This is a genomic window from Paralysiella testudinis, from assembly GCF_016894345.1.
In the GTDB taxonomy this organism is placed as follows: domain Bacteria; phylum Pseudomonadota; class Gammaproteobacteria; order Burkholderiales; family Neisseriaceae; genus Paralysiella; species Paralysiella testudinis.
The window spans coordinates 196,206-222,758 of the sequence record NZ_CP069798.1 but is presented as its reverse complement, the minus strand read 5'-3'; the positions used below and the strand labels follow the sequence as shown (position 1 = coordinate 222,758).

37 protein-coding genes and 1 pseudogene are annotated in these 26,553 nt (G+C 56.9%); 35 read left to right on the top strand and 3 right to left on the bottom strand.

Annotated elements, in window-relative coordinates; genetic code table 11:
- The first annotated feature begins 2 nt into the window (after positions 1-2).
- The 23 genes and pseudogenes from JQU52_RS01165 to JQU52_RS14675 all read left to right on the top strand — a co-directional run bounded on the left by JQU52_RS01165 (position 3) and on the right by JQU52_RS14675 (position 13,725).
- Positions 3-1,790, top strand: coding sequence for a DDE-type integrase/transposase/recombinase (locus tag JQU52_RS01165; RefSeq protein WP_230339378.1), 1,788 nt, complete (start codon positions 3-5; stop codon positions 1,788-1,790).
- 3 nt (positions 1,791-1,793) lie between these two features.
- Positions 1,794-2,210 (top strand): hypothetical protein, encoded by a 417-nt coding sequence (locus JQU52_RS01160; RefSeq protein WP_230339377.1) that lies wholly within the window; start codon positions 1,794-1,796, stop codon positions 2,208-2,210.
- A gap of 5 nt (positions 2,211-2,215) precedes the next feature.
- A complete protein-coding gene (locus JQU52_RS01155) occupies positions 2,216-3,358 on the top strand; it encodes an ExeA family protein (RefSeq protein WP_379062014.1) in 1,143 nt (380 codons plus the stop codon).
- A 1-nt stretch (position 3,359) separates the two neighbouring features.
- Complete coding sequence (locus JQU52_RS01150; protein WP_230338378.1) at positions 3,360-3,662, top strand: hypothetical protein; 303 nt, start codon at positions 3,360-3,362, stop codon at positions 3,660-3,662.
- Positions 3,659-3,844 carry a hypothetical protein gene (locus JQU52_RS01145; RefSeq protein WP_230338377.1) on the top strand — a complete coding sequence of 62 codons (186 nt, stop codon included), beginning with the start codon at positions 3,659-3,661 and terminating at the stop codon, positions 3,842-3,844. Before JQU52_RS01150 ends, JQU52_RS01145 begins: the two co-directional genes overlap by 4 nt.
- Entirely contained in the window at positions 3,834-4,340 is a 507-nt protein-coding gene (locus tag JQU52_RS01140; protein ID WP_230339375.1) for a hypothetical protein, read from the top strand. Before JQU52_RS01145 ends, JQU52_RS01140 begins: the two co-directional genes overlap by 11 nt.
- 4 nt (positions 4,341-4,344) lie before the next feature.
- Positions 4,345-4,803 (top strand): hypothetical protein, encoded by a 459-nt coding sequence (locus JQU52_RS01135; protein ID WP_230339374.1) that lies wholly within the window; start codon positions 4,345-4,347, stop codon positions 4,801-4,803.
- Entirely contained in the window at positions 4,787-5,401 is a 615-nt protein-coding gene (locus JQU52_RS01130) for a DUF3164 family protein (protein ID WP_230339373.1), read from the top strand. Before JQU52_RS01135 ends, JQU52_RS01130 begins: the two co-directional genes overlap by 17 nt.
- Positions 5,402-5,403: 2 nt before the next feature.
- On the top strand, positions 5,404-5,685 hold the full coding sequence (locus tag JQU52_RS01125; protein ID WP_230339372.1) for a hypothetical protein: 282 nt from the start codon (positions 5,404-5,406) through the stop codon (positions 5,683-5,685).
- 45 nt (positions 5,686-5,730) lie between these two features.
- Positions 5,731-5,936 (top strand): annotated as a pseudogene (locus tag JQU52_RS14815) (HU family DNA-binding protein); the annotation flags it as partial.
- 132 nt (positions 5,937-6,068) lie between these two features.
- Entirely contained in the window at positions 6,069-6,560 is a 492-nt protein-coding gene (locus JQU52_RS01115) for a gp16 family protein (RefSeq protein WP_230338374.1), read from the top strand.
- Positions 6,541-6,897 (top strand): Mor transcription activator family protein, encoded by a 357-nt coding sequence (locus tag JQU52_RS01110; RefSeq protein WP_230339371.1) that lies wholly within the window; start codon positions 6,541-6,543, stop codon positions 6,895-6,897. Before JQU52_RS01115 ends, JQU52_RS01110 begins: the two co-directional genes overlap by 20 nt.
- A 231-nt stretch (positions 6,898-7,128) precedes the next feature.
- Positions 7,129-7,503 carry a hypothetical protein gene (locus JQU52_RS01105; RefSeq protein ID WP_230339370.1) on the top strand — a complete coding sequence of 125 codons (375 nt, stop codon included), beginning with the start codon at positions 7,129-7,131 and terminating at the stop codon, positions 7,501-7,503.
- Positions 7,504-7,546: 43 nt separating this feature from the next.
- The gene (locus JQU52_RS01100) at positions 7,547-8,269 is read left to right on the top strand and encodes a hypothetical protein (RefSeq protein ID WP_230339369.1); all 723 of its coding nucleotides are present in this window, start codon (positions 7,547-7,549) and stop codon (positions 8,267-8,269) included.
- Positions 8,270-8,287: 18 nt separating this feature from the next.
- Positions 8,288-9,217 carry a major capsid protein gene (locus JQU52_RS01095; protein WP_230339368.1) on the top strand — a complete coding sequence of 310 codons (930 nt, stop codon included), beginning with the start codon at positions 8,288-8,290 and terminating at the stop codon, positions 9,215-9,217.
- Between the two features lie 48 nt (positions 9,218-9,265).
- On the top strand, positions 9,266-9,607 hold the full coding sequence (locus JQU52_RS01090; RefSeq protein WP_230339367.1) for a capsid cement protein: 342 nt from the start codon (positions 9,266-9,268) through the stop codon (positions 9,605-9,607).
- A gap of 2 nt (positions 9,608-9,609) precedes the next feature.
- Positions 9,610-9,861 carry a hypothetical protein gene (locus JQU52_RS01085; protein WP_230339366.1) on the top strand — a complete coding sequence of 84 codons (252 nt, stop codon included), beginning with the start codon at positions 9,610-9,612 and terminating at the stop codon, positions 9,859-9,861.
- Between the two features lie 3 nt (positions 9,862-9,864).
- Positions 9,865-10,296 (top strand): gp436 family protein, encoded by a 432-nt coding sequence (locus JQU52_RS01080; protein ID WP_230339365.1) that lies wholly within the window; start codon positions 9,865-9,867, stop codon positions 10,294-10,296.
- The gene (locus JQU52_RS01075) at positions 10,296-10,808 is read left to right on the top strand and encodes a Gp37 family protein (protein WP_230339364.1); all 513 of its coding nucleotides are present in this window, start codon (positions 10,296-10,298) and stop codon (positions 10,806-10,808) included. Before JQU52_RS01080 ends, JQU52_RS01075 begins: the two co-directional genes overlap by 1 nt.
- Before the next feature lie 46 nt (positions 10,809-10,854).
- Positions 10,855-12,252 carry a phage tail sheath family protein gene (locus tag JQU52_RS01070; RefSeq protein WP_230339363.1) on the top strand — a complete coding sequence of 466 codons (1,398 nt, stop codon included), beginning with the start codon at positions 10,855-10,857 and terminating at the stop codon, positions 12,250-12,252.
- 10 nt (positions 12,253-12,262) lie between these two features.
- Entirely contained in the window at positions 12,263-12,778 is a 516-nt protein-coding gene (locus JQU52_RS01065) for a phage major tail tube protein (RefSeq protein WP_230339362.1), read from the top strand.
- A 481-nt stretch (positions 12,779-13,259) separates the two neighbouring features.
- The gene (locus JQU52_RS01060) at positions 13,260-13,556 is read left to right on the top strand and encodes a phage tail assembly protein (protein ID WP_230339361.1); all 297 of its coding nucleotides are present in this window, start codon (positions 13,260-13,262) and stop codon (positions 13,554-13,556) included.
- Positions 13,549-13,725 (top strand): GpE family phage tail protein, encoded by a 177-nt coding sequence (locus JQU52_RS14675; RefSeq protein WP_328301368.1) that lies wholly within the window; start codon positions 13,549-13,551, stop codon positions 13,723-13,725. Before JQU52_RS01060 ends, JQU52_RS14675 begins: the two co-directional genes overlap by 8 nt.
- Here the strand turns inward: JQU52_RS14675 and JQU52_RS01055 are convergent.
- Positions 13,722-13,937, bottom strand: a complete 216-nt coding sequence (locus tag JQU52_RS01055; RefSeq protein WP_230339360.1) for a hypothetical protein — start codon at positions 13,935-13,937, stop codon at positions 13,722-13,724. The two genes, JQU52_RS14675 and JQU52_RS01055, sit on opposite strands and share 4 nt — an antisense overlap.
- Before the next feature lie 44 nt (positions 13,938-13,981).
- Here JQU52_RS01055 and JQU52_RS01050 point away from each other — a divergent pair, with 44 nt between their 5' ends.
- From JQU52_RS01050 to JQU52_RS00995, 12 genes are all read left to right on the top strand, one after another.
- Complete coding sequence (locus tag JQU52_RS01050; RefSeq protein ID WP_230339359.1) at positions 13,982-16,639, top strand: phage tail tape measure protein; 2,658 nt, start codon at positions 13,982-13,984, stop codon at positions 16,637-16,639.
- Entirely contained in the window at positions 16,639-17,538 is a 900-nt protein-coding gene (locus JQU52_RS01045) for a phage tail protein (RefSeq protein WP_230339358.1), read from the top strand. The genes JQU52_RS01050 and JQU52_RS01045 overlap by 1 nt, the downstream gene beginning before the upstream one ends.
- Positions 17,535-17,756: a tail protein X gene (locus tag JQU52_RS01040; protein WP_230339357.1), complete on the top strand. Its 222-nt coding sequence runs from the start codon at positions 17,535-17,537 to the stop codon at positions 17,754-17,756. The genes JQU52_RS01045 and JQU52_RS01040 overlap by 4 nt, the downstream gene beginning before the upstream one ends.
- Positions 17,757-17,828: 72 nt before the next feature.
- Positions 17,829-18,962, top strand: coding sequence for a phage late control D family protein (locus JQU52_RS01035; protein ID WP_407947603.1), 1,134 nt, complete (start codon positions 17,829-17,831; stop codon positions 18,960-18,962).
- On the top strand, positions 18,946-19,557 hold the full coding sequence (locus JQU52_RS01030) for a phage baseplate assembly protein V (RefSeq protein ID WP_230339356.1): 612 nt from the start codon (positions 18,946-18,948) through the stop codon (positions 19,555-19,557). Before JQU52_RS01035 ends, JQU52_RS01030 begins: the two co-directional genes overlap by 17 nt.
- Positions 19,558-19,854: 297 nt before the next feature.
- A complete protein-coding gene (locus tag JQU52_RS01025) occupies positions 19,855-20,220 on the top strand; it encodes a GPW/gp25 family protein (RefSeq protein ID WP_230338356.1) in 366 nt (121 codons plus the stop codon).
- A 1-nt stretch (position 20,221) separates the two neighbouring features.
- Entirely contained in the window at positions 20,222-21,364 is a 1,143-nt protein-coding gene (locus tag JQU52_RS01020) for a baseplate assembly protein (protein ID WP_230338355.1), read from the top strand.
- Entirely contained in the window at positions 21,357-21,935 is a 579-nt protein-coding gene (locus JQU52_RS01015) for a phage tail protein (protein ID WP_230339355.1), read from the top strand. The genes JQU52_RS01020 and JQU52_RS01015 overlap by 8 nt, the downstream gene beginning before the upstream one ends.
- A 1-nt stretch (position 21,936) precedes the next feature.
- Positions 21,937-23,373 carry a phage tail protein gene (locus JQU52_RS01010; protein WP_230339354.1) on the top strand — a complete coding sequence of 479 codons (1,437 nt, stop codon included), beginning with the start codon at positions 21,937-21,939 and terminating at the stop codon, positions 23,371-23,373.
- An 18-nt stretch (positions 23,374-23,391) separates the two neighbouring features.
- Positions 23,392-24,147, top strand: coding sequence for a tail fiber assembly protein (locus JQU52_RS01005; protein WP_230339353.1), 756 nt, complete (start codon positions 23,392-23,394; stop codon positions 24,145-24,147).
- Positions 24,144-24,392, top strand: coding sequence for a hypothetical protein (locus tag JQU52_RS01000; protein ID WP_230339352.1), 249 nt, complete (start codon positions 24,144-24,146; stop codon positions 24,390-24,392). Before JQU52_RS01005 ends, JQU52_RS01000 begins: the two co-directional genes overlap by 4 nt.
- Positions 24,393-24,545: 153 nt before the next feature.
- Positions 24,546-24,941 (top strand): Com family DNA-binding transcriptional regulator, encoded by a 396-nt coding sequence (locus JQU52_RS00995; RefSeq protein ID WP_230339351.1) that lies wholly within the window; start codon positions 24,546-24,548, stop codon positions 24,939-24,941.
- Here JQU52_RS00995 and JQU52_RS00990 read toward each other — a convergent pair.
- Together JQU52_RS00990 and JQU52_RS00985 are read right to left on the bottom strand one after the other, a co-directional pair.
- Complete coding sequence (locus JQU52_RS00990; protein ID WP_230339350.1) at positions 24,883-25,260, bottom strand: ABC transporter ATP-binding protein; 378 nt, start codon at positions 25,258-25,260, stop codon at positions 24,883-24,885. The two genes, JQU52_RS00995 and JQU52_RS00990, sit on opposite strands and share 59 nt — an antisense overlap.
- Before the next feature lie 76 nt (positions 25,261-25,336).
- The gene (locus tag JQU52_RS00985; RefSeq protein WP_230339349.1) at positions 25,337-26,449 is read right to left on the bottom strand and encodes an ABC transporter substrate-binding protein; all 1,113 of its coding nucleotides are present in this window, start codon (positions 26,447-26,449) and stop codon (positions 25,337-25,339) included.
- Positions 26,450-26,553 lie beyond the last annotated feature (104 nt).

The window sequence follows — 26,553 nt, the reverse complement described above, 5'->3', positions numbered from 1 at the left end:
CCATGAGTGCGGTGCTGACACAAAGGCTGGTGGCGGTGGCAGGCAAGGTGGCGCAGCTGGGGCATGGTCAAAAAAGCGGCTATTTGCAGCAAGTGGCGGCAGAGTTGGGCATGTCGCGCGATAAGCTGTACCGCGAGCTTAAAAAAGTGAGTGTGGCACCGGCACGCAAGCGCCGTGCCGATGCGGGCCGCAGCGCACTGACCCGCACCGAAGCGGAATACATCGGCAGCCTGATTCTGGAAACCATGCGTAAAAACGGCAAGCGTATGACTACGGTGGAAGAGGCGGTAAATATGCTGCGTGCCAACGGCTTGATTGAGGCAGAACGAGTGGATAAGCAGACAGGGGAAGTGATTCAGTTGAGCAGCAGCACGGTGATTCGGGCGCTGCGCCAATATGGGCTGCATCCCGACCAATTGCTGGTGCCCGACCCGGTGAATGCGCTGCAAAGCCTGCACCCCAACCATGTATGGCAAATCGATGCCAGCCTGTGCGTGCTGTTTTACCTGCCCAAAGGCACGGAGGGGAAGGATGACACGGGTTTGCGGATGATGGAATCGGATAAGTTTTACAAAAACAAACCCAAAAACCTTGAGCGCATTGTGCTGGATAGGGTGTGGCGCTATGTGGTAACCGACCACACTTCAGGCAGCCTGTTTGTTTGGTATGTGTTTGGCGGCGAGAACTCTGAAAATTTGTGCGAGACCTTTATTCAGGCCATGCAGCCGAAAAGCAACCGTGCTGAAAACCCGTTTTGCGGGGTGCCTAAGCTGGTGATGCTCGACCCCGGAAGTGCCAATACCGGCCACAGTTTTAAGTATTTATGCCAACAGCTTGGAGTGCATGTGCAGATTAACAAACCGGGCAACCCGCGCAGCAAAGGCCAAGTGGAAAACGGCAATAATTTAGTGGAGATATTTTTTGAAGCCAAGTTAAGCCTGCGCCGGGTGAATGATATTACTGCACTGCAACGCTGGGCTGATTATTGGATGGTGTATTTCAACAGCCACCGCAAACACAGCCGCCATGAAATGTCGCGCTTTTCGGCCTGGCAGAAAATCCGCCCGGAAGAATTGATTTTGCCGCCGCCTGCCGATTACTGCCGCGAGCTGGTATTAAGCCGCCCGGAAACGCGCAAGGTGCAGGATAACTTGACCATCAGCTTTGAGGGTCGGAATTTTGATGTGAGTGTTATACCGGCTTTAAGCCCGCGCGAAAGTGTGGTGGTGGCTAAGAACCCTTGGCAGCCGGGTGCGGTGAGGGTGCAGCGCTTCGATGAAAACGGCAGGGAGTGCTGGATTGCGGTGCCGGAAGTGGTGGTTAACCAGTGGGGTTTCCATGCTAACGCCGCGATTATCGGGCAGGAATACAAGGCGCACGCCGACACCCCGGCGCAAACCAATAAAAAGGCACTGGAAATGCTGGCGATGGGCGCGGATACCTTGGAAGCGGCGGCCAAAAAGCGCAAACAGAAAGCCCTGCCGTTTGACGGGCGCATCAATCCTTTTGCCCATCAAGAGCAGGCGCTTGCCGCCAATAAGGTGATGTACCTCACCCGCGAAGGCCAGCAGATGGACTACAACAAAATGGAAGTGGCCGAGCAGGTGTTGAGCCCGACCGAGGCGGCCAAAATACTCAAGCCGCAGCTTGAAGCGGCCGGCGGCGAGTGGGCCGGTGCAATGGCCTTGATCCGAAAACACTGGCCGCAGGGTATCCCCGCCTGCGAGTTGGATGCCTTGTTGGGGCAGTTGGTGAGCAGGGGCAAATTGAAACTGGTAAAAGGAGCTTAGAAAATGACATTAAATATGACAGGCAAGCAGCTGTTCATTATTCGGGAAGATAGCCTGATGGATGATTATGAAGTGCAAGTTGCCATTGATTTTGATTTCCCGCAGGTAAAGGAAAAAATCAAAGAAATGTCTGTGTTTTGGTCGGGACATCCAAAGGAATCGGCTCCGCTTGAAGAGCATTTGGATTTCCTGCTCCGCCTGATTGCATCGGATGTTTTCTATTTGAAAATCGGAGAGGGGTACAACGACTATGGCGTAGCCAGAGAATTTGCCGGACGCGTACGCTACTACCCTTTGGACGGCACTCACGGCATTTTGGTGAAAACATCATTTTTCCCCGAAGTCGGTATGGATTCCTTCAGGATAGCGGAGCAAAAAGCCTATAACGGTGCTTTTGAAGTTCTACCGCCCAAATGGTGAGCATGATGGAGCAGACATTTAAACAAATCGGCAAATCCTATGCCGTGGCCGCTGCCGAAATCGGTTGCAGCAAGCCCACGCTGGTGGGGGTGGTGAAACATTCCCGCTGGCCGAAAAAAAACGCAGCAGCGCTGCATGAAAACTTGAAAGTCTTTTTTAAACAAAATGGTGCGGACATTCCCGAATGTCTGGAAAACGAGCCGGAAGCCGCACCTGCCCTTAACTTGGAAAGCGAGGACGAGAATATGTTACTGCGAAAAGCCACTTTAACACAAGCCGCACGGCAAGCATTCGGGCTGGCGCGTGATCCGTTTAACGATGAAATCGGCAGTGCGGAAGATGTGTTTTTAACGCCGGATATCCGCTATGTGCGGGAAGCCATGTATCAGGCTGCTGCCCACGGCGGCTTTGTGGCCGCGGTAGGCGAAAGCGGCAGCGGCAAAACCACCCTGCGCGAGGATTTGGAAGAGCGCCTGTTGCGTGAAAACCGCCCGGTATTGCTGGCGCAGCCGTATGTATTGGCGATGGAAGAGAACGACATCAAGGGCAAAACCTTAAAGGCCGCCCATATTGCCGAAGCCATTTTGGAAGCGGTATCGCCCGGCAGCAGCCCGAAGCGCAGCCCCGAAGCACGCTTCCGCCAGATTCATCAGGCGCTGATTGAATCGCATAAAGCGGGCAACCGCCATCTGCTGATTATTGAAGAAGCCCACTGCCTGCCTTGGGTGACGCTGAAACACTTAAAACGGTTTGCCGAATTGAAACACGGCTTTGCCCGCTTGTTGGGGATTGTGCTGATCGGGCAGCCGGAGTTGGCGCACAAATTGGCTGAAAACAACCCGCAAGTGCGCGAAGTGGTGCAGCGCTGTGAGATTGTGACCCTGCTGCCCCTTTCCGACGGCAAGCTCAAAGGCTACCTGAAACACAAGTTTGAGCGTGCCGGTGGCGATGTAGACAAGATTATGGACGATGCCGCCATCGACCAAGTGGCCGCCCGCCTGACCATCCACAGCCGCGCCAGCCGCGAGATGGCCGGCCAAAGCCTGCTGTATCCGCTGGCAGTCAACAATCTGGTGGCCGCCGCCATGAATCAGGCGTATATGCAGGGCGATGCGGTGGTGTATGCCGATGCGGTGGCGGGGGCGTGAGATGGAATACCGCAACCAATGGGGCTACCCGGTAGCCGAAGAATCCGACAGTTTAGGCACCATCTGGCTGCGTGCGCTGTGCCTGCGTTTGGTGTTGGCCGCACTAATGGCCTTGGGCTTGGGCATGGTGCCGCTGCTGGATACCCCGCCGCAGGCGGCGGCGACGGCGACAGCTGCCGATAACGCGGCAGACGACCGCGCCGCCGATGCGGCATGGCAGGCGGTGTATGGCGGCATGAGTGATAACGATTTGGCCAAAGGCTGGGTGTTGGAGCCGGTGGCCGGGGAAGAGGCAATCAAATGAAAACGGTGAAATTCAATATCTCGTGCGTGGGGCTGTGCGCAGACTGTGATTCTGCGTGGCTGTTTGAAGAAGAAGTGCCGGAGGATTGGGACAACATGACAGATGACGAGCGGGAAGAGTGGGCGGTGGGCGTGTTTAGAGAAACCATACAATGGGGCTGGGTGGCGGAAGATGAAAATTAAATGCCCCGCCTGCGGCGCTGCCGCCAGCATTGAAGTGCTGATTGCCCACGACGATGCCCGCAGCCTGATTGTGGCGCTTACCGGCATCTCGGACGACACCGCCAAAGCAGCGCTGCGCTACCTTGGCCTGTTCCGCCCGGCGCAAAAAGACTTGAGCTGGGCGCGGGCGGCCAAGCTGTTGGCCGAGCTGGTGCCGATGATTCAGGCAGCGCAGATTACCCGCAAGCACCAAAGCTACCCTGCGCCGCGCGAAGCATGGATTTGGGCGTTTAACCGCTGCATCGAGGCACGGGATTTGGGCAAGCTGCAAACCCCGCTCACCGGCCACGGCTTTTTGCTGGAAAACCTGACTTTTTGGACGCCGCAAAAAACCACAGCAGCAACAGTTTTGCCCTCTCCCCAGCCCTCCCCCACGGGGGAAGGAGCAGTAAGCACCAAGCTGCGCGATGGCGTGGGCGGGCTGATTGCGTGGGCGCAGAAAGGGGGCGGAAATTGACTTCTTGAAAGAAGAAATCGCGCAGGGCTTTATCCGGCTGGCCGCCCTGAATTTAAAAGGCCGCCCCGCCGCCGCCGACTTGGCCGCTGTAGCCGAAGTGTGGGTGGGCTTATTAAGGCAGCGCAATGCGGTGTGGGATGCAGAGCGTGACCGCGCAAGGATTCAGGCAGCCTTTACACAGATAGCCTTAAGCAGCAGTGAATGGCCAAACCCGCGCGACCTGATCCACCATCTGCCGCCGCTGCCGGAGCAGCGCAAGCTGAAACACAAACACCCGCCCACGGCCAGCGGCAAAGCGGCACTGGCGCGGATACAGCAGATTATTAACCAAGCCCTGCACGATGCGCCAATGGTGCAAACCGATTGGATACACGGTCACCGCAGCCGCACCGCAGACGAATGCAAACGGATTTATGCCGCAAGGCAACACAAAAAAGGACAACACGATGAACCAACAGATTGATTTAAGCCAATACCGTGAAGACGCCCGTGGTGCGCTGGTGCCGGTAAGCGCCATCCGGCCGATTGACCTGATGCGCGACGATTTGGTGAACGAGCTTTTCGATGCCATCGAACCCAAGGCGCAGGCCTATGCCGAATCAAAACAAAAAGGCATTGAAACCGTGCGCACCTTTGTGGACGTGAGCGCGGCGGAATTTGATGTGAAGCCCAGCAAAAAAGGCAATGTCACCTTAACCAGCTTGGACGGCAAACGCCGGGTGCTGGTGGCCATGCAGGACGTGCTGACGTTTGACGAGCGCCTGCACGCTGCCAAAGCCCTGATTGACCAGTGCTTGGAAGAATACAGCATCGGTGCCAATGCCAATCTGAAAGTGATTGTGCAGCAGGCATTTGATGTCAACAAAGAGGGCAATATCAGCACCAGCAAAGTGCTGGCCTTGCGCAGCTACAATATCCAAGACGAAAAATGGCAACGCGCCATGCGGGCACTCACCGACAGCCTCACCGTGCATGTGTCGCGTGAATACATCCGCCTGTACCGCCGCGATGAGGGCAGCGGCGAATATGTGCGGGTGGATGCCGATACGGGGAAGGCTTGAATATGGAAACCTGGGCAAAATTATTTGAATCGGCAGGCCGTCAGGTATTGGCGCGCAAAGAAGAAAATGATGACGGCGATGCCGCCGTGAAAATTGAAATACCGTTTTCAAACGGCACTGTTTGCGGTGTGCTGATTAAACTCAATTCAGACGCGCCGCTACCGCAGCCTCATGAAGACGGCGGCACAGTAGCACAAAACCTTGTCTTAATGGCGCTGGCCGTAGTGCAGCAGGAGTTTTACGCCATTACCGGCGAAGCTGTGGTGCCGCTTGTTTCACACTAACCCGCCGGGCGGCGGCTCCGCCCAAACCAACTTAAGGAAATCAAAATGACCAAATCCGATTTAATCGATGCCATCGCCGCCGAGGGGGGTATCAGCAAAGCGGCGGCAGGCAAGGCGCTGGCGGCGTTTGAGCGTGCCGTTTCAGGCAGCCTGGCCGCAGGTGGCGAAGTGCAGCTGGTGGGCTTCGGCACTTTTATGTGGGCGAACGTGCCGAGCGCCAAGGCCGCAATCCCAAAACCGGCGAGCCGCTCACCATTGCTGCGGGAAAGTCGCCTAAATTCCGCGCCGGCAAAGCACTGAAAGACGCCGTGCAGTGATGCTCAATCCATGCCGCTGTGCCATGCGCGGCGGCATGTGTGGAACATTACGATTAAGGGAAGCCGATGAAACTCACCGCCGCACAAAAGAAAGCTAAGCTAGTGCGCCTGCTGCATGTGGCCAAAGGCCAGCTGATGCTGGACGACAGCGCCTACCGCACCCTGTTGGCCAATGCCAGCCGCGGCAAAACCAGCAGCAAAGACATGAGCCTGCCGCAGCTGGAGGCGGCGCTAAAGGCGATGCAGGCGCAAGGCTTTGTGATGACGGCACCCAAGCGCCAGCCCGCCACCCGCCCCGACCTGCCCATCTACCACAGCGATGGGCAGAGCCAAATGATACGCGGGCTGTGGATTGAGCTGCACACCAAGGGCGTGGTGTTCGACAGCAGCGAGCGGGCATTAAACAACTACGTTAAAAAGATGACCGGGGTAGCACATTACGGCTGGCTTGGTACAGCGGATTCCAGCCGGGTGATTGAGATGCTGAAACAATGGCGGCAACGGATGGAGAAAAAACGCAGGAAAGGAGCGGTACACGATGGCAGCGTACACGGTTAAAGATTTTGTGGCAGTGCTCACCGATGCGGTATTGCGCCAATTGCTCTCACAAGGCATGCCGCGCAACAAGGCGGAAGCAGCTGCCGATGAGGTGGTGGATTTGGTGATTGATGAGCTTGGCGGGTGGAATTTTTATGTACCCAAAGACATCTCCACGCGCGCCCGCACCCGCAACCGTAAAATCTACGAAGAATGGAGCGGTAATAATCATGATGATTTGGCATTAAAATACGGCCTCACCCGCACCCGCATTTACACCATTATCAAAGAAGTGCGGGCGCAGATTTTTGCTGAAAAGCAATCCGACTTGTTTGATGAGCCGGAGAATGCCAAATAGCCCGGTCTCAAATGCGCCTGACCGATGCTGTAGATTCAAAACATACCAATGCTTACCCATGCCGCCAAATGCGCTTAAAACGCCGCTTTGGCGGTTTTATTTTTTAAGCCTCAATGCAATTTAGCTTCGCAGAAATTACAGCGCCATCCAGGCTGCAATTTTTAAAACGTTTTAAAAGACCGCAAACAGATTTACGCCCAAACTCCCCATAACGATTGAGGGAGTTTTTTTATGTCCAAGCAGTTTGAAATCTTTAAAGCCGGCACCCGCACCAGCGCCGACGGCAAGGTGTGGCACATCAGCGATGCCGATGTGGCACGTGCCGCTGCCGTGTACGACCCGGCAAAGCATGAAGCGCCGATTGTCATCGGCCACCCCAAGATGGACGCGCCCGCCTACGGCTGGGTGCCGGCGCTGTCTGCCGCTTCAGGCAGCCTTTCAGCCGAGTTTGCGCAGATGGATGCCGACTTTGCCGAGGCCGTGGCTGCCGGGCGCTATAAAAAGTTTCTGCCTCATTCTGGCCGCCCGGCCATCCCAATAACCCGGTGCCCGACAGCTACTACCTGCGCCATGTCGGCTTTTTGGGTGCGCACGCACCGGCGGTAAAGGGCTGCGCCCGATTGAATTTGCCGCCAACGAAACCGGGATTGTGGAATTTAGCGAAGCCGCCCACGAACACACCGCCGGTGTGCTGCGCAGCCTGCGCGATTGGCTGCTGGCCAAATTCGGCCAGGCCGATGCCGATGCGGCGATACCCGGCTGGCAAATCGAAAGCATCAAAGAAATGGCGCGTTATCACGATGCGCCGATTGAGCAGGCCGCGTTTGCCGAAGCGGCGGCCACCCCATCCACCCCATCCGAAGACCAACCCCATGAACCGAAGGAGACCGATATGTCCCAAGAAACAGCCGCCGCGCTGGCTGCCGCAACGGCGCGTGCCGATGCGGCGGAAGCCGAAGTAAAACGCCTGCAAGCCGAACAAACACAAAGCCTGCTGGCCGCCGGCCATAAAGCCAATGCCGATTTTGCTGAAAGCTTAGCCGCTGACGGCAAGCTCAAACCCGCCGACAAGGCGCTGGTGGCGCAGCTGCTGAACTTTGCCGAATACCCGCAGCACACCGCAGCCGAATTTGGCGAAGGCGATGCGGTGCAATCGCTGGCCGAGGGCTTGTGCGGTTTTTTGCGTGCCCTGCCACCGGCAATGGAATTTGCCGAAACCGCCACCGCCGCCAAGGCCGCTGCCGGCACGCACGCCGCTGTAGCAGATTTTGCCGAGGCTGACCCGGAAGTGCTGGATTTGCACCAGCGCGCCCACGCCTTGGCGATTAAAGAAGGCATCCCCTATGAAACTGCGGTGCGCCGCTGTTTGTAACCCATCAAGGAGCAGTACATGAGTGATTATCTGAAAAATCTGCGCGTGGCCGACCCGGTATTGACCACCATTGCCCAAGGCTACGCACCCAATCAATTTGTGGCCGAAACCATTATGCCGGTGGTGCCGATTGAAAAAGAAGCGGTCAAGGTGCCGGTGCACGGCAGCCATGCGGCGTTTTTGGAATACGACACCGAGCGTGCGGTGGGTGCCGACAGCAATGTTATCACCATCGACAGCAATGCCTGGCTCACCGTTAACACCAATGAGCATGACTTGGAAGCCGGGGTGGATTACCGCGCCCAAAAAGAGGCATTTTTCGACCAGCGTGCCAAGGCGGTACGCCGGGTAAAACAAGGGGTGATGCTGAAACAGGAAGCGATCACCGCCCGCTTGGTGCAGGCCAAAAACAGCTACGGCACCGGCCACAGCAAAACGCTTACCGGCACTGCACAGTGGAACGACCAAGCCAATAGCGACCCCTTAAAAGACATCGACGAAGCCAAAGACAAGGTATTGGACGCGGTGGGGATTGCGCCCAACATCATGGTGGTGGGTGCAGAAGTATTAACGCATCTGCGCTACCACCCGAAGCTGCAAGAGCAGCTGGGCAGCAATGAGCGCAAACGCCTGAATCTGCAAATCCTGAAAGATTTGTTTGAAGTGGAGGAAATCATTGTGGGTGCCGCCCGTATTTCCGACGGCAAAAATTTTGCCCGGCTGTGGGGCAAAAATGTGGCCTTGCTGGTGCGCGGTGCCAATAGTGCCGACCAGCCCGCCGATGAAGGCAACCCCAGCTTCGGCTATACCTTCCGCGTGCGCGGCAACCCGTTTGCCGACAGCCGCGACCTCAACGGCAAGGTGGAGCGCGTGCGCTATACCGACAACTTTGCCGTGGCGGTAGTGGGCGGTAATTGCGGCTACCTGATCGAATCGGTGGCCAAGTAAATCCAAGGCTGCCTGAAGGTTTCAGGCAGCCCATACAAGGACAAAATCATGAGCAACAAAACCAAAAAGCCCGTGCTTACCGAAACCGTAAAAGCCACCGGCGCCATTATTCAAAGCCGCTTTGTGGCCTACACCGGCAAGCAGGCGGCTGCTGGCGAAGCCGCCTTAGGCGTGGCCGTGTATGACGCTGCCGCCGGTGATGCCGTGGCGGTGGAAACACTGGGCACGCTGCTGGTGGAAAGCGGCGGTGCGCTGGCGGTGGGCGATGCGGTGGCCGCGGATGGCCAAGGCTGTGCAGTGAAACAGGCCGGCACTGCGGTGGTGATTGGCCGCGCGATGGACGCGGCCACGGCCGCCAATGAAATCATCCGCATCAAGATGGGGGGCTGATTATGACTCTTAAAGTATATATCGCCCAAACCCCGCTGATTCTGGAAACCCCGAAGGGCACGCAATACCGTGTGGAAGCGGGCGAAGCGGTGGAATTAACCCCGGAACAGTACAGCCAGGTGGCGGCGCATGTTACCGCCGAAGCCGCGCCGCCCGATGCCGCTGCGATGGTACCCGCCCCGGAACCCGAAGCCGATCCGGAACCCGCCCCGGCGGCGGCCAAGCCGGGCAACAAGTCTGCGGCCAAGGGCTAGGCCATGTACATCACCCGCGAAGATGTGGCCGCGGCGGTGAGCCGTGCCGAGCTGGTGCAATTGTCGAATGACGAGGGCTACGGCGAGCCGGACTGGCAGATTGTAGACCGCGCCATTGCCTACGCCTGCGAGCTGGCCGACGGCTACCTGATGGGGCGCTATGCACTGCCGCTGGAAACCGCGCCGAGCATTTTGCGCCATCTGTGCACCGATATTGCCCGGCACTGGCTGCACCAGCGGCGCATCAACGCGGCCGAGTTTCCCAAGCCTTTGCAGGCGGCCTACGACAATGCTGTAAAGCTGTTGGTGCAAATCCGCGACGGCAAGATTCATTTAGGTATTCGCGCGGCAGCAGCGGCCACCGAAAAACCACAGCCGGAAGGCGGTGCCTACCACGTGCGCGGCAAGGCCAAGCAGGATTGGAGCGGCTACTGATGAGCGCCACCCTGCCGATACTCACCGCGCTGCGGGCGCACCTTCAGGCAGCCTTGCCTGAATACGAAGTGGCACTGTTTCCCGACCGCCCCGATGGCTACCGCTTTATCCACCCAAAGGGCGCGGTGTTAATCGGCTACCAAGGCAGCAAATTCACCCAATTGGAAGCCTTGGGCATGATTGCCCAGCAGCGCGACATCACCCTGAACCTGACTGTATTCGGGCGTGGCGTGCACCACGATGGCGCAGCATTGGATTTGCTCGATGCGCTGCGGCTGGCGATTGTGGGCTACCGCCCGCCGAACTGCCAGCCCTGCCATCTGCTTGCGGAAGGGTTTTTAAGTGAAGACGGCGGCGCATGGCAGTACGAATTGCGTGCGCAAACCGAAACCCAGCAGGTGCAGCGCATTACCGAGCCAAACCTGCCCAAGCTCACCGGCGTGTACACCCGCCAAAGCACCGACCCGCTGAATCCCGACCTGACACCGGCCAACAACCACCCCTCACCCTAGCCCTCTGCCCGTAAGGGGCGGGGGAATATCCAAAAGGAGCAACACCATGGCAGCAGCCTATCTGCACGGCATTGAAACCATCCGCATCGATGGCGGCAGCAATCCCGTTTATACCGTAGACGGTGCCATCACCGCCATTGTCGGCAGCGCCCCCGTGGGCGCAGTCAACGAAATCACCGTGTGCCAAACCAAAAAAGATTTTGCCCGCTTCGGCAACATCACCGGCAAAGGTTTTACCCTGCCCGATGCCGCCGATATCTGGACGCGCTACGGCAGCGGCATTGCCTATGTAGTGAACGTATGCGACCCGGCCAAGCACAAAACCGGTGTAACAGACGAAGCACTCAGCCCAGACCCCGACACCCTCACCGCCAAAACTGCCCACCCGGCCTTGCAGGCAGGCTATGCGGTAACAGACGGCAGCACCCCGCTCACCGAGGGCAGTGGCTACCGCATCGATACCCTTAGCGGCGAGATTGTGTTTGCCGCCAAGCCCACCACACCGAAAATCAGCTACACCTACACCGACCCGGCCAAAGTAAACGAAGCCGATATTATCGGCGCCTATATTGCCGCCACGGGCAAACGCACCGGCATGGAAGCGCTCACCGAAGGCTTTAACCGCTTTGGTGCCGATGCCAAAATCATCATCGTGCCGCAATTCGACAAAACCGCCACCTGCGCCGCCGCCATGATTACCTTGGCCGAAAAACTGCACGCCATCGCCTATATCAGCGCCCCGGCCGCCACGGGCTTAAGCCAAGCCATCCAAGGCCGCGGGCCCGAAGGCAACATCAACTTTAAAACATCCAGCGACCGCGCCCATTTGTTTTACCCGCATGTTACCGGCCTGCTCGGTGTCGAAAGCCTGGCCACCCACGCCGCCGGCCTGCGCATGAAAACCGACGTCGAGCAAGGCTATTGGTTCAGCACATCGAACCGCGAGCTGCAAGGCGTGGTGGGTGCAGAAGTGGCGCTCACCGCCCGCGCCGACGACCCGCAGGCCGAAACCAACCGCTTGAATGAAAAAGGCATCAGCACTGTGTTTAACAGCTACGGCACCGGCTTCCGCCTGTGGGGCAACCGCTTGGCCTGCTTTCCTACGGTAACCCACCCCAAAAATTTTGAAGTAGCCCAGCGCACCGGTGATTTGATTGACGAAAGCATCCGCCGTTTTGAACTGCAATATCTTGACCGCCCGATTGACGATGCCCTGATCGACAGCCTGATCGGCAGCGTGCGCACCTATCTGGGCACCTTGCGCAGCATTGTCGGCTACAGCGTAGATTTGGATTACGACTACAACCTGGTTGACGCGTTTTCCAAAGGCCAAGTGCCGCTGGTTTACGACTACACCCCCAAACTGCCCGCCGAGCGCATCACCAATACCAGCGTGATGACACGCAAATACCTGGTTAACCTGCTGGGCAACCAAGCCGCATAAGGAGCGATAAATGAGCCAAATCAATGCAATCTACAATGCCAGCGTCTATATCGACGGCAATATCCAATTGGGTAAAGCAGCCGAATTCAAGCTGCCTGAATTTGAATTCAGCCAAGACGAGCACAAAGGCTTAGGCATGGTGGGTACCATTAAACTGCCCAGCGGTGTGGAAGCGCTGGAGGGTGAGATTACTTGGAACAGCTTCTACCCCGAAGTGGCCGCCAAAGCCTGCCATCCCTTTAAAGCCGTGCAGCTGATGGTGCGTGCCAATCTGCAAACGTTTGACGCCCGCGGGCTGGCCAGAGAAGTGCATGTGGTAACAATGGTGACCGCCACTTTTTCCAAAAATGCGCTGGGTACGTTTAAACCGAAAGAAAAAAGCGAACACAGCAGCACCTATCAGGCCAGCGAAATCCGCCAGATGGTAGACGGGCGCGAAGTGCTTTACTACAACGCCTATACCAATGCCTATATTGTGAACGGCGTGGACGTGCTCGCGCAAATGCGGCGCAATATCGGGCAGTAAGGTTTGCGGTTTGAAAAGACGCTTTGAAGTGGTGCACTTTTAGGCGCCCATTTTCACCGCCTGCAATCAATAAACCCGTTTAAAAGCCTTTTCAGGCAGCCTTGGCTACACTCAACCCATCTTGATACAGGATGGGTTTTTTTATTGGCCGGGCGGAATGATGTTTTAGCTTCACGGCCTTACCGCTGCGCGGATGGCTACGCCATTATCAGGCTGCCGCCTGATGCAGCCGTTCGCAGAAATGCCAGCCGCTATTTTAGCTTCAGCGCCTACGCACTGTGTGCACGGGCTGCGCCCTGTATCGTGCTTCGCCCGATGCGGCGCTTCGCAGAAATTACAGCCCTTGCAGGACTGTAATTTTTAAAACGTTTTAAAAGACCGCAAACAGCCCGGCGGGCAAAATCAACCCGTCAGCATTGAGTTCCGGTGGCATCCATCCGGCCGCGCCACCCGGCCATTGAATTTGAAAAAGGATTGCAAAATGAGCAAAAACGAAGCGCAGCAAGTGATGGAAGATTTGGGGGCAGATGTTGTGGTGAAATTGAAATACCCTGTTCGCCTGCCTACCGGACAATTACTGGATACGGTGAATGTGCGGCGTATCCGTGTAGGTGATTTACGCGCTGTGGCGCATATTGAGAATGAAGCCGAGCAAGGCTTGGCGATTGTGGCACGCATTACCGGCTTGGTGCCTGAAGACTTGGATATGCTGGATTTGGAGGACTTGAACGCATTACAAGACACCTTTCGCCCCGCGAAACCGCAAAAGGCTGCCTGAAACTGACCATCAGACTGCTACCGCGCAATTACTGACGGCTTGCGCCGATTTAGCGTGGTGGTTTGGCTGGAGTGTGCAGGATGTTTATGCCTTAACGCTGGATGAGCTTGATGCTTGGCTGAAAGAAGCAACCCGCCAAATCAAGGCGGGTTATCGAAAGGGGCTTTAATGGGGCGCTGCTGTATTGTGCTTTGCTTCTGCGGCCATTTCCTGCTGTAAGTCGCGGCAATAGCCGTTGGGGTTGTCGTCCGGTTCTTTTTGGAAAAACACCTGCCAAGCAAACCATGCAGCAAACAGGACGATGCCCAGCAGCAATAAGGGTAAGCCGCCCAAAAGCAGCATGATAAATGCCAATGCGGCGATGAATATTCCGGCGTTCATATTATTCCCCTTTTTTCTTTGCAATATTTTCAGGATATTACCACATGGCTTCCGATTTGGGTGTTTCGATTTCCGTATCCGCTGTTGTCGGCGGGGCGCTGTCGGGCTTGACCAGTGTCGGTAAGGCGATGGATACCCTGAAAACCACTACCGACAATCTGCGCCGCCACCAAACCGAGCTTGGCGAAACCTTAACCCGGAATAAAGAGCGTTTGGGTGTAGCATCGGCCAAACAGCTTTGGCAGGAATACGACAAAATAGGCGCGTCTATTGCCAAGCTGGAAGTCAGATACAGCAAACTCAACGCCGTGCGTGCGCAAAAAGCAGTCAACCAACAAAAATGGGAAGGGATTAAAAGCAGTTGGGCAGGTGCATTGGCCGCAGCCGGTACGCTGGCTGCTCCGGTTACCTTGGCGATTGATTTTGAATCATCGATGGCCGGTGTTAAAAAAGTGGTGGACTTCGATACACCGCAACAATTCAAGGAAATGGGGCAGGATGTTTTGACTCTGACCCGCAGCATTCCGATGGCAGCCACAGAAATTGCCGATATTGTAGCGGCGGGTGGCCGTGCCGGTATTGCCAAAGAAAATCTGCTCGGCTTTGCAGAAGATGCGGCCAAAATGGGCGTGGCCTTTGATATGGCTGCCGGCCATGCAGGCGAAAGTATGGCCACTTTGTCTAATGTGCTGCAAATCCCCATCACCAAAGTCGGGGTGCTGGGCGATGCCATCAACCATTTATCGGATAACGCCAATTCCAATGCCGCTGATATTGTGAACGTACTCACCCGCGTAGGCAGCGACATCAAGCAGCTGGGGCTTACTGAAGATCAAGGCGCGGCCTTGGGCAGCACGTTTTTAAGCTTCGGCAAGCAGCCGGAGTTGGCGGCGCAGGCCATTAAAGGGATGACCACATCGCTGTCGGTATTGAAAGCCGGTGGCGGTAAGAAAGAATTGGCCGAACTTGGGCTGACCACCCAAGACTTTGCCCGTGCCATGAATGAAGATGCACAAGGGGCAATTTCGGACTTGTTGGCACGGGTAAAACAACTGCCCAAAGACCAGCAATACCCCTTGCTGATGAAAATGTTCGGCAAAAACTATGCCGACGATGTGTTGCTGCTGGCCAACGGCGTGGGCGAATACAACCGCCAACTGGGTTTATTGGAAGAAAAAGACGCTTCAGGCAACCTGAAATACCTAGGTTCCATGCAGCGTGAATTTGAAAATCAGGCGGCCACCACGGCCAACCAGCTTAGATTGCTGAAAAGCGGATTTATCGAACTGGGTATTGTGTTGGGGAATGTGGTGTTGCCTGCGGTGAATGAATTTGTGCAGATGGGCATCCGCTTGGCACACACGCTGACTGACTGGGCAAATCGGCATCCCAAACTGACCAAAGTAATTATTGGCACAGCGGCTTCCCTGCTGGCTTTCCGTGCAGGCGGCTTTGTGGTAATGGCGGCAGCCAACCGCATTCAAGCGGGTTTCCTGGCACTGAAAGGCGGCTTTTTGGCACTAAAAGCTTCTGCCACCATGTTGCGCCTGATTATGCTTGGCGGTATCGGTATGGCTGATGTGCCGGGCAGATTAGGGGCGGTGGTACGCGCTTTGGCTGCCGCCCGCACGGCGATGATGGGCTTTGGCCTGTCGTCAATGGCGGCGATGTGGCCGATTGTGCTGATTGTGGGCGCGGTGGCACTTGCCGCATTACTGATTTACAAATACTGGACCCCCATTAAAGCCTTTTTTACCGGCCTGTGGGACGGGATTAAAGACGGCATCAAGCCGATTATGCCGCTGTTTGAAATGATTGCCTTTGGCTGGCAGCAGATTTGGGAAGTGGTGCTTAAGCCGATTATCGGCTGGTTTTTTGAATTTGAAGAGGCAGGCAGTGATGCGGCGGATACAGCGCAAGGCTTCGGCTATTTTATCGGCCATATGCTGGGCAGTGTATTCGGGCAAATCATCAATCTGGGGCAGATGATTGTGGACGGCTGGCGCATGATTTTTGACGGCCTGTTTGCGTTTGCCGATACGGTATGGATGCAGATTACTGCCGCATTTGACGGCGGCTTGCTCGGTATCTTGGATTTGATTGTACGCTGGTCGCCGATTATCGCCTTTAAAAATGCCTTTGCTGCGGTGTTGGGCTGGTTTGGCGTCGAATTACCTGCTTCGTTTACCACATTTGGCGACAACATCATCAGCGGCCTGTGGAACGGCATTAAAGCGAAATGGGACGCGCTGAAAGCATGGTGGCGCGGCGAATCAAGCCTGCTGGGGGTGATTTTCGGCCAGAAAAACGAAATCAAATCACCCAGCCGTCTGTTTAAGCGCTTCGGCGGTTTTATGATGGAAGGGCTGCAAATCGGCTTAGCCAATGGCGCACCGCGCCCGCTGGCGGCGATTGGCGGCTTGGCCTCAAATCTGCAACAGCGTTTCACCACCGGCGCAGGTGAGCTGCGCAGTAATCTGTCGGCGCGGATGCAGGCCAATAGTGCCGAGTTTGCCCAGGCACGCTCGCAGCAGGCTGCTGCGGCTGTGGCCGGTGGCGGCTATACCATCCACTACAGCCCCACTATTCACGCGCCCGGCGGTGATCCGCAGCAGATTCAGGCAGCCATGCAGATGGGGCTGCGTGAGTTTGAGGATATGTTTAACCGGCTGATGGATAGCCGTGCTCGGAGGGCTTATTGATGTTTGCAATGCTGGGCGATGTCCGCTTTGAGCTGCTAAGCAGCTTCACCGATTTTGAAGAAACCCACACGGCCGCATTCGCAAAGCACGATGTGCTGGCCGGGCGGCCGCGTTTGCAGGCGATGGGCAATGAGTTGACCGAAATCCGTTTCAGCTTACGGCTGCACTGGAAATTGGGCAATCCCGATACGGCTTACCGCGGGTTGATTGAAGCCAAGGAAGCGCAAGAGGCCTTGGCCTTGGTGTACGGCAGCGGGCGGCATGCGGGCTGGTTTGTAATCAGTAGTATCAGCAGCCGAACCTTGATTCAAGATGCCAAAGGGCGCACGGCGGCGCGGGAGCTGGATGTGCAGCTCACCGAGTTTGTGGGCGACCCGAACAACCCGCTGCCCACGCCCGGCGTGGCCGCGGGTAAAAATCCGCTGCTCTCCATGCTGCCTGAAAGCGTGCAAGGCGCAGCATCGAAAGTAGCCGAGGCGGTGGAAACCGGTATCCGAATTTATAACGAAGTAGAGCAAGGGATTAACCAAGTGCAAACGCTGATTACCCAAGCGCAGGCGCTTAAAAACAACCCGCTGGCTGTGTTCAGCTTGGCGGGTGATGCCTTGGCCGCTGGGGGCGGGATGCTGGGCAATCTGAACAGGCTGCCTGAAATCGGCGCATGGTTTGGCGATTTGGCCGGGGCGGCGGATTTTTTGGCCTACAGCGGCCAAGCGGCACGGCAGCTTTCCGGCGGCGTGGCGGCGCTGCAAAGCGGTATTGACAGCGGCACAGTGGACGGCTGGCTGGATGCAGCCGCCGGGTTTGTGGCCGCTGCCGGCGACAGCCTGGACAATGCCGCCGCCGGGGCGCAGGCGCTTACCGGCTGGCTGGCGGTGCGCAAGGATGGTGCCGCATGAGCCGCTCGGTATTGCAGTACACCACCCGCGAGGGCGACCGCTGGGATTTGATTGCGCACCGCTACTACGGCAATGCGCTGCTAATCGACGGGCTGATTGCGGCCAACCCGCATTTGCCGATTGCGGAGGCATTCGGCGCGGGCTTGACGGTGCTGGTGCCGGTGTTGACGGCCAAGCCGCAAACCACCCAAGCCGATATGCCGCCGTGGCTGCGCTAAACCAATGCCGCGCAGCGGCCACACCGTCCCTCTCTCCCAACTGGGAGAGAGCCGGGAGAGAGGGTTAAAAAAATGAATGACGCTTTAGGCGCTTTAATCACATTGAATGGCTGGTCAAACGGCCAAGCCGCAGCAAGTCATACCCATCCGGTATCGATGCCGGATTTTACGATTGCCTACGAGCAAAAAGACATCACTGCCGACATCAAGCCCTATCTGCTCACCATCAGCTACACCGATTTTTTGGGCGGCCAGAGCGATGAGCTGCAAGTGGACTTTGAAGATGTGGACGGGCGCTGGCTGCGGGCGTGGTATCCGGAGCAAGGCGACAGTTTGAGCCTATCGCTGGGCGACCAATTTACCGGGCTGGTTAAACTGGGCAGCTTTGAAATCGCCGAGATTGAATACAGCCATGCGCCCAGCGTCATCAGCATCAAAGCGTTGTCTACCGGCATCACCCGCGCCAACCGCACCCTCCAGCCCAAGGCGTATGAAAAAACCACTTTGGCCAAGCTGGTGCGCTTAATTGCGCAGCGGCTGAAATTAAGCGTTAGCGGCACCGTGGCCGATATTGCGATTGAGCGGGTAACCCAATATCAGGAGCGTGATGTGGAATTTTTGGCGCGGCTGGCGCGGGAGTATGGCCACACGTTTAAAATTGTGGATAAAACGCTGGTATTTCATGCCAATGCCGAGCTGGCCAAAACCGAGCCGGTGGCGCTGCTGCTGCCGCAAGACATCACCCGCCTGCGCCTGCGCGATTTAATCAAAGGCGTGCCGGACGAGGCCGTTGTTACCGGCTACGATGCCAAAACCAAACAAACGCGCCAGACCCGGCGCAAAGCCAAGCCGGTGCGTGGTGATGCCAAACACAAGCCCACCGACACCCTTAAAATTGTGGCCAATCGCGGCGAAAGCGACCAGCAGCTGGCCGCCCGCGCCGATGCGGCGCTGGCCGATGCGCAGCAAAGCCAGATTGCGGGCAGTATTGAGCTGGTGGGCAATGCCAAGCTGGTGGCCGGGCAGATTGTACAGCTGGCGGGCTACGGCAAGCTCTCCGGCAAATATTTGGTCAAGCAGGCGCGGCACGAAATTCGCCGCAGCGGCGGCTATACCTTGAGCTTGGATGTCAAAATGATTGAGTATGTGGCGGACGAGCCGCCTCAGGCCACACAGCAGGAGCCAAGCAATGCAGCAATCCCATGATTTTGGCGCTACCCTGCAATTCGGCACCGTGGCCGCAGTAGACGATGCCAAACACGCGGTGCGCGTTACCCTGCCCGCGCTGGAAAACCTGCAAACCGACTGGCTGCCGGTGGTGTCGCTGGCTGCGGGCGGCAACCAATTTTATGCCTTGCCCGACCCGGGCGAGCTGGCGGTGTGTCTGCTCGACGCCCGTGGCGAGGGCGGCGTGTGCCTGGGTGTGATTTACAATGCTGCCGATGCCGCCCCGGCGGCAGACCGCAACATCTGGATGAAGCGGTTTAGCAACGGTACGGTGATTCAGCACAACCGCAGTAGCGGGCAGGTTAGCGTAAATACACCGGGGGATGTGCTGATTAAAAGCGGTGGCAAAGTCACCATCGACTGCGCCGAAACCGAAACCACCGGCAATCTGTTGGTTTCAGGCAGTCTTACCTATATGCAGGGCATGAGCGGCAATGGCGGTAGCGGTGCGGCGGCCACGATTAACGGCACTTTGCACACCGTGGGCGGCGATGTTCTGGCCGACGGTGTCAGCCTCAAACAACACACCCATCCCGATTTAACCAGCGGCGGCAATACCGGCGCGGCGCAGTGATTAGGCTTCGCCTGATGCGGCGCTTCGCAGAAATTCAAACCACTATTTTAGCTTCAGCGCCTACGCACTGCGTGCACGGGCTGCGCCCTGTATCGTGCTGCGCCCGATGCGGCGCTTCGCAGAAATTACAGCCCTTCTGGGCTGTAATTTTTAAAACGTTTTAAAAGACCGCAAACACATCTGCGGCCAAAATCCCTACATCACTTGATGCAGGGATTTTTTTATGCCTGCCCAAACAAGCGCAATCCTTAAACCCGTTTAAAAGACCCGCCAACGGCCAATACCGATAATCACGCCATGAATACCCAAGCCCGCAGCCGCCATTGGCAACTCGCCCCCGACAGCACCGGCATCGTGCAAGATGCCGCCGATATCGAGCAGTGTATTTTTAATATCCTCGGCACCCGCAAAGGCACCGATGTGTGCCGCCCGGCATTCGGCAGCAACCATTTTGACTACATCGATACGCCCGAAGATGTGTTTGTGCCCAACTGCGTGCGCGAAGTGGTGCTGGCGGTTAAAACATGGGAGCCACGGGCAGAAGTAACGCAAGTGACGTTTGCGGGCAATGCACCGCACATTGTGATGACCGTGCACTGGCGCGTGGCCGCAGCGGTGGCGGGTGAGATTTACCGCAGCGATATTTTATTAAAGGCTGCCTGAAATGGATTTGAACAAATTACCGCGTGAAAACGTGAAAGTGGTCGATGACGACTTGGCCACCGTGCTGGCCGCCACCATTGCCGACTACGAAGCACGCAGCGGCAAAGTATTGCAGCCCGCGCACATTGAGCGTTTGCTGATTAACACCTTTGCCTACCGCGAAACCTTAGCGCGGCAGCAAATGAACGAAGCCTACCGCCAACAACACCCGCGTTTTGCCACCGGCTTAATGCTGGATTTATGCGGCGATGATGTTAACACCCCGCGCTTGGCCGCTCAGCCCGCGCTCACCACGCTGCGCTTCAGCGCCGAGATTGCCGGGCAGGCACAGGTATTTATTGCTGCAGGCAGCCGTGTTTCGGTGGGCGATGTGATGTTTGCCACCCGCGAAGGCGGCACGCTTAGCGCTGCCCAAAAGCAGCTTGACCTGCTGGCCGCCTGCACCGTGCCGGGCATTTCCGGCAACGGCTGGTCTGCCGGGCAAATCAACACCGTGGTCGACAGCCTGCACCCAACGATTGCCGTTAAAGCCGCCAATATCACCGTGCCGTCTGGCGGGGTGGACATCGAGGGCGACGATGCCTACCGCCAGCGCATTTTACTGGCGCCGGAGAGCTTCAGCGTGGCCGGGCCGGTGGGCGCTTATCAGTATTGGGCGCGGCAGGTCAGCCCCGCGATTGTGGACGTGCATGTGGCCAACGATACCGACAGCACCGGCGCACCGATTGGCGGCACCGTGGCGGTGAGTATCCTCACCAAAGACGGCCTGCCGGGTGATGAGCTGCTCGGTGCGGTGCAAACTGCCCTGTCTGCCGAGCGCCTGCGCCCCCTGTGCGACAAGGTGGTGGTGCGCCCACCCGCGCCGGTGGATTACAGCGTTAACGCCACGCTCACGCTGTTTAGCGGCAGCAATCCCGCCGAAGTATTGGCCGCCGCCAACGCCGCTTGGGCGGCTTACGAAGCCGGGCGCCGCCATCGCTTGGGTGCCGATATTGTGCCGCTGCATATTCAGGCAGCCTTGCGCGTGGCCGGGGTTTACAACGTGAGCACACCGGGGCTAGCGCTCACTACTGTAGCACCAAACCAATGGGCACGTTGCACCCGCATCAATATCACCGCCGCTGCGGAGCAAGTGGATGGCTAAGATGAACTACGCCGACATCATCGAGCGCGACCAACGCTATCGGGCGCTGGCCGAGCTTGGCTTGCGGCTGGAATTGGTCGAGCTGCCGCAGCTGATGCCGCGCTTAGTTGCCTTGGTTGCCCCCGAACATCTGCCGCTGCTGGCCGAAAGCCGCAGCATTTTGGGCGCAGACGGCTATTGGCTGGCCGAATCCGACAGTGCGCGGCGGGCATTGATAAAAGGCGCTTACGAGTTACACAGATACAAAGGCACCCCGTGGGCGGTGCGCGAGATTGTGCGCCGCTTGGGTTTTGGTGAGGTGCAGATTATTGAAGGCCTAAGCGGGCAAAAGCATAACGGCACCATCCGCCGCGACGGCACTTATTACCGCGGCCACGGCCCGCACTGGGCGCACTACCGCATCGTGCTGGTCAACCCGATTACAAACGACCAAGCCGGGCTGCTGCGCCGCACCCTGCAAGCCTTTGCACCGGCACGCTGCATATTGGAAGCGCTGGATTACCAACAAGCGGCGCTGCGGCACAACGGCCGCGCCCGCAGAGATGGCACATTTAACCGAGGAGCCGCATAAGATGGCAAACGTAAAAGAAAACGCAATATGGGAAAACGGCATCTACCAGCTGGAAACCACCGACCCGGTGCTGGGGGGTGAAAACGGCATCGACAACCTGCAAGCCCGCCAACTGGCCAACCGCACCCAGTGGCTTAAAACCGAGCTTGCGCAAGCCGTGCAAAACATCGGCGGCTTGGGCGCAAGCAAAGCCGACAAATCAATTCAGATGATTGCGGGCAACGGTTTAAGCGGCGGCGGCGATTTGTCCGCGAACCGCACAATCACCCTCGGCACCCCGGGCAAAATCACCGGCTCGAGCACCAACAGCGTTAGCGCCACCTCGCACACGCATGAAATCGACAATGCCGGTCCTACCGTTGCAGGGGTCATGAAAGTGCTGAACGTACTCAACAGCACCGATAATTTGAGCGCACTCTCTGCTGCGCAGGGCAAAGTGCTGGCTGAATCAATCAGCGGATTAGAGTCCGGTAAGCTGCCTTATATCTTTGGTCAAGGTGCGGGGCTGGACTTTGATGCTGTGCCCGTGGGCGTTAGCGGATACCGCGATACCCCGTACGGCTGGGGCTCTGTGCTCACCGTGCCGACATCCGACGATATGTCGCAACTGATAATCGGCCAAGGACGGGCGTGGGTGCGCTATCGTAACAGCGGCACTTGGATTGCAACCGAGTTAAGCGGTGCCGACTGGTCTGCCGTGCGCAACCGCCCCGGCGCAATCAAATCTTATGCATCAGACGCTGTAAATCAAACCGAGCTCGCCGCCGCAATCGGCAACCTGGTAAACGGTGCCCCGGGCGCACTCGACACCCTGCGCGAACTTGCTGCGGCCTTGGGCAACGACCCTAATTTTGCATCAACAATCGCAGCACAAATTCGACAAGCATCGCCGCCGGGGATGGTTGTTTACTACGGCGGCAAAACCGCGCCGCCAGGATGGTTAAAAGTCAACGGCGCGGCAATTCTTGTGTCGTCATATCAAGAATTAACAGATGCACGCTGGGTCGGTGCCGCAGAAAACGCCACCGCACCGTGGTGGTATCGCTGCGACAACCCGAGCAATCCGGACGGCAGCCGCAATGTTAATGGACGCTATTTTGTGCTTGAGGACTTGCGCGGCGAATTTGTGCGCGGCTGGGACGATGGCCGCGGCGTTGATGCCGGTCGGGCGCTGGGTAGCGCACAGGGCGATGCTATCCGCAACATCACCGGCCGGATTGCGAGTGGCAATGACACCAAACAGCAGTTGATCGAGTCGTGGAGCGCAACCGGCGCATTTTATTTTAATGAAACCGGATACAAAAATTGGACGCAAGATGCTAGTGACGGTGATGCACGTTTGCCGCGCGACATCTCATTTGACGCAAGCCGCGTTGTACCCACCGCCCCCGAAAATCGCCCGCGCAACATTGCATTGCTTGCCATCATCAAAATCTAACAAACAGGACACAACACAATGTCACTCAACACTAAACCGCTGCCGCCGCTCACAAAACAAGTGTGTCAGCTCGATGCAAACGGCTACTATCTCTATACCACCGATGCCGATTTAGACCTCGCGGCAAGCGACGGCAGCTATATCCTGCCCGGCGGCTGCATCGATGCCGATCCGCCCGAAGACAGACCCGGCCATGCCGCGCGCTGGCAAGACGGCGCATGGCAGTATCTGCCCGACCACCGCGGCCAAGTGTTTTACAGCACAGCCACTGGCCAGCCGCACACAATCAATGCTGTAGGCGCTTTGCCCGACGGCATTACCGACACCCCGCCGCCGGATAAATATCACAGCTGGGACGCCAAGGCAAAGGCGTGGACGCTAACAAAATCCGCCCGTGCGCAACAGCTGGCCGATGCCAAAGCGGCAAAATACGCTGCCATCAACAATGCCGCACAAGCACATATCAGCCGCGCCGCAGAACTCGACAAAGTGCCCGAGTTCGAGTTGGCAACTTGGGCACAGCAGGCCGCTGAAGCCGAGGCATGGGCAGTAAACAACACCGCGGCCACGCCCATGCTGTCGCAAATCGCATTGGCACGCGGTGCTGATCTTGATGACCTGCGCACAAAAGCACTAAAAAAAGCCCGCGCCTACAGCGCGCTGGCGGCGCATGTGGCCGGGCAGCGGCAGGCGTATGTTGATGCGCTCAACGCCGCTGCCGATTTGGCTGCCGTGGATGAAATTAAAATCAACTACAGCGCGCCGGGTGCATGATGCGCCGCTATCTGTATCATATTGCGATTGCGCTCGACCAGCTGCTTAACGCCGCACTCGGCGGCTACGCCGATGAAACCTTAAGCAGCCGCGCATACCGCCGCGCCAGTATTGCAGACGCAAAACGGCGCTGGCGCTGGGCACACAAGCTGATAGACGGCCTGTTTTTTTGGCAGGCGGAACATTGCAAGAAATCGTATGAAATGGAGGTGCTAAGACGGCATTTGCCGGTAGATTTTAGTTAGTTTGATATTGTTGTATTGATGTAAAGACGGCGGCGCGGGCAGTGTTGTAGCACCACCCACGCCAGCCAAAGCAGACGGAACCTGCATTGACCCAAGGCCGCCACCTCGCGAGGCGTGCGGATTCTATCACCAAAACGTAGAAAACCACAAAAAATGAAACATCGTTGCAAAAACTGCAATAAGCTGTTGGCCGAAGGCTGTGGCACTTTTGAAATCAAATGCCCGCGCTGTAAAGCCATTAACCGCTTGAGTTCTTTAACAACCCAGCATGCAGCCATCACCACTTCACCAAAAATATCATACATCGCTTCGCGTATCATCGGGTACATTTGCTTGCTCCAGTCCGTTAATCGATGGACACAGCATAACTCTGCTGGCCGACAGTACCCAGCAATCCCAGTGCAAAGGTTCACCACAAACAAAAAAACCTGCCTTTGTTCGGCAGGTTTTGAAACATTGTTGCACAGTGTGAAACAAAATAAAGTCGCATTTATCTTGCAAAAGCATCACCATTTATCGCGCCCGGCTTCACGATGTCCTGCTTGCTGACGCCGCGCATTTTCAGCGGAAAGGCAATATTTTCGCCCACGCTCATGTGGGGGAAAAGGGCGTAGTTTTGAAACACCACGCCGATATTGCGCTTGTAGGAGGGAATGTCGTTAATGGCACGCTGGTCGAGCCAAATATTGCCGCTGCTTTGCGATTCAAAACCGGCCAATAACATCAGCATGGTGGTTTTGCCGGAACCAGACGGCCCCAGCAGGCTGATGAATTCGCCCCTGCGGATGTTTAAACTTAGGTTTTCAATCACTTTGACATCACCATAGGATTTGCTGATGTCTTCAAAACGAATATGGTAGTCTTTCATGCCCTGTTCCTTGCATGCCGGTTTATTTTATTCTTGGGCACCGCCGGTTAAGCCAGCGGTGCCTGTGCGGGTTTTATTATTGTGCCAGCCACGCATTAAAGCGCTTGGTCAGATCTTCTGAATGATCTACCCAGAAATCCACATCCAGCGGAATTGCATTCTGCATATTAGCGGCAGTAGTGGGCAAGTCGGCGGCCAAGTTTGCGGGCACCTCGCTAGCAGCCTGTTTATTGGGCAAGCCGTAAGCCACATATTCAGGCAGCTTCACTTGATGCTCGGGCAGGCTGGAGAAAGCAATGAAGTCCATACCGGCATCTTTGTTGGCGGCGTCTTTTAAAATAACCCAGCTATCCACGGCATAAATGCTGCCCGGCCACACCACTTTGAAGTTTTTGCCTTCGCTGCGGTTGATGCCGGTGATGCGGCCATTGTAGGCCGAGGCCATGGAAACCTCGCCGGAAGCCAATAGTTGCAGCGGCTGCGCGCCCGCTTCCCACCAAATCAGATTAGGTTTAAGCGTATCCAGCTTTTTAAATGCGCGATCCACACCTTCGGGGGTAGACAAAACTTCATACAGTTTGTCTTTGGGCACGCCGTCGGCCAGCAAGGCAAATTCCAAGGTGTATTTGGGGCCTTTGCGCAGAGCGCGTTTGCCGGGGAATTTTTTCACATCCCAGAAATCCGCCCACGATTTGGGGCCGTCTTTCAGTTTGTTGCCGTCGTAGGCAATGGCGGTAGACCACACAATGGCGCCCACGCCGCAATCGCTAACCGCAGCGGCATCCAGGAATTTGTCTTTGCCGCCCAGCTTGTTCCAGTCGATTTTTTCAAAAATGCCATCGGTACAACCGCGTGCCAAATCTTCAGCTTCCACTTGTACCACGTCCCAGTTGGGGCTGCCGGCCTGTACTTTGGCCTGCAATACGCCATAGCCGCCATCATAGGATTCGTCTAGCAAGGGTTTGCCGGTTTTGTCGATAAAAGGTTTGAAATAAATCTTGCGCTGGGCATCTTGATAATTGCCGCCCCAGGAGGCCACAGTGAGATCGCGCGAGCCGGAGGCGCCGGTGGCGGATGCTGCCGATGCTGCCGCCGGTGCTGAGGTGGCGGAAGATGATGACGAGGTGCCGTTGCTGCAGGCAACCACAGTTAAGGTGCCCATCATCAGGGCAATTCGGGCTAATTTCATGGTTTGATTCCTCTACAAATACTATTATTAGAAATAAAATTAAAACTGCAAAACAACAAGATACTACAAAAACACGGTATTTATCCGGTGGGCATTCGGCTGGG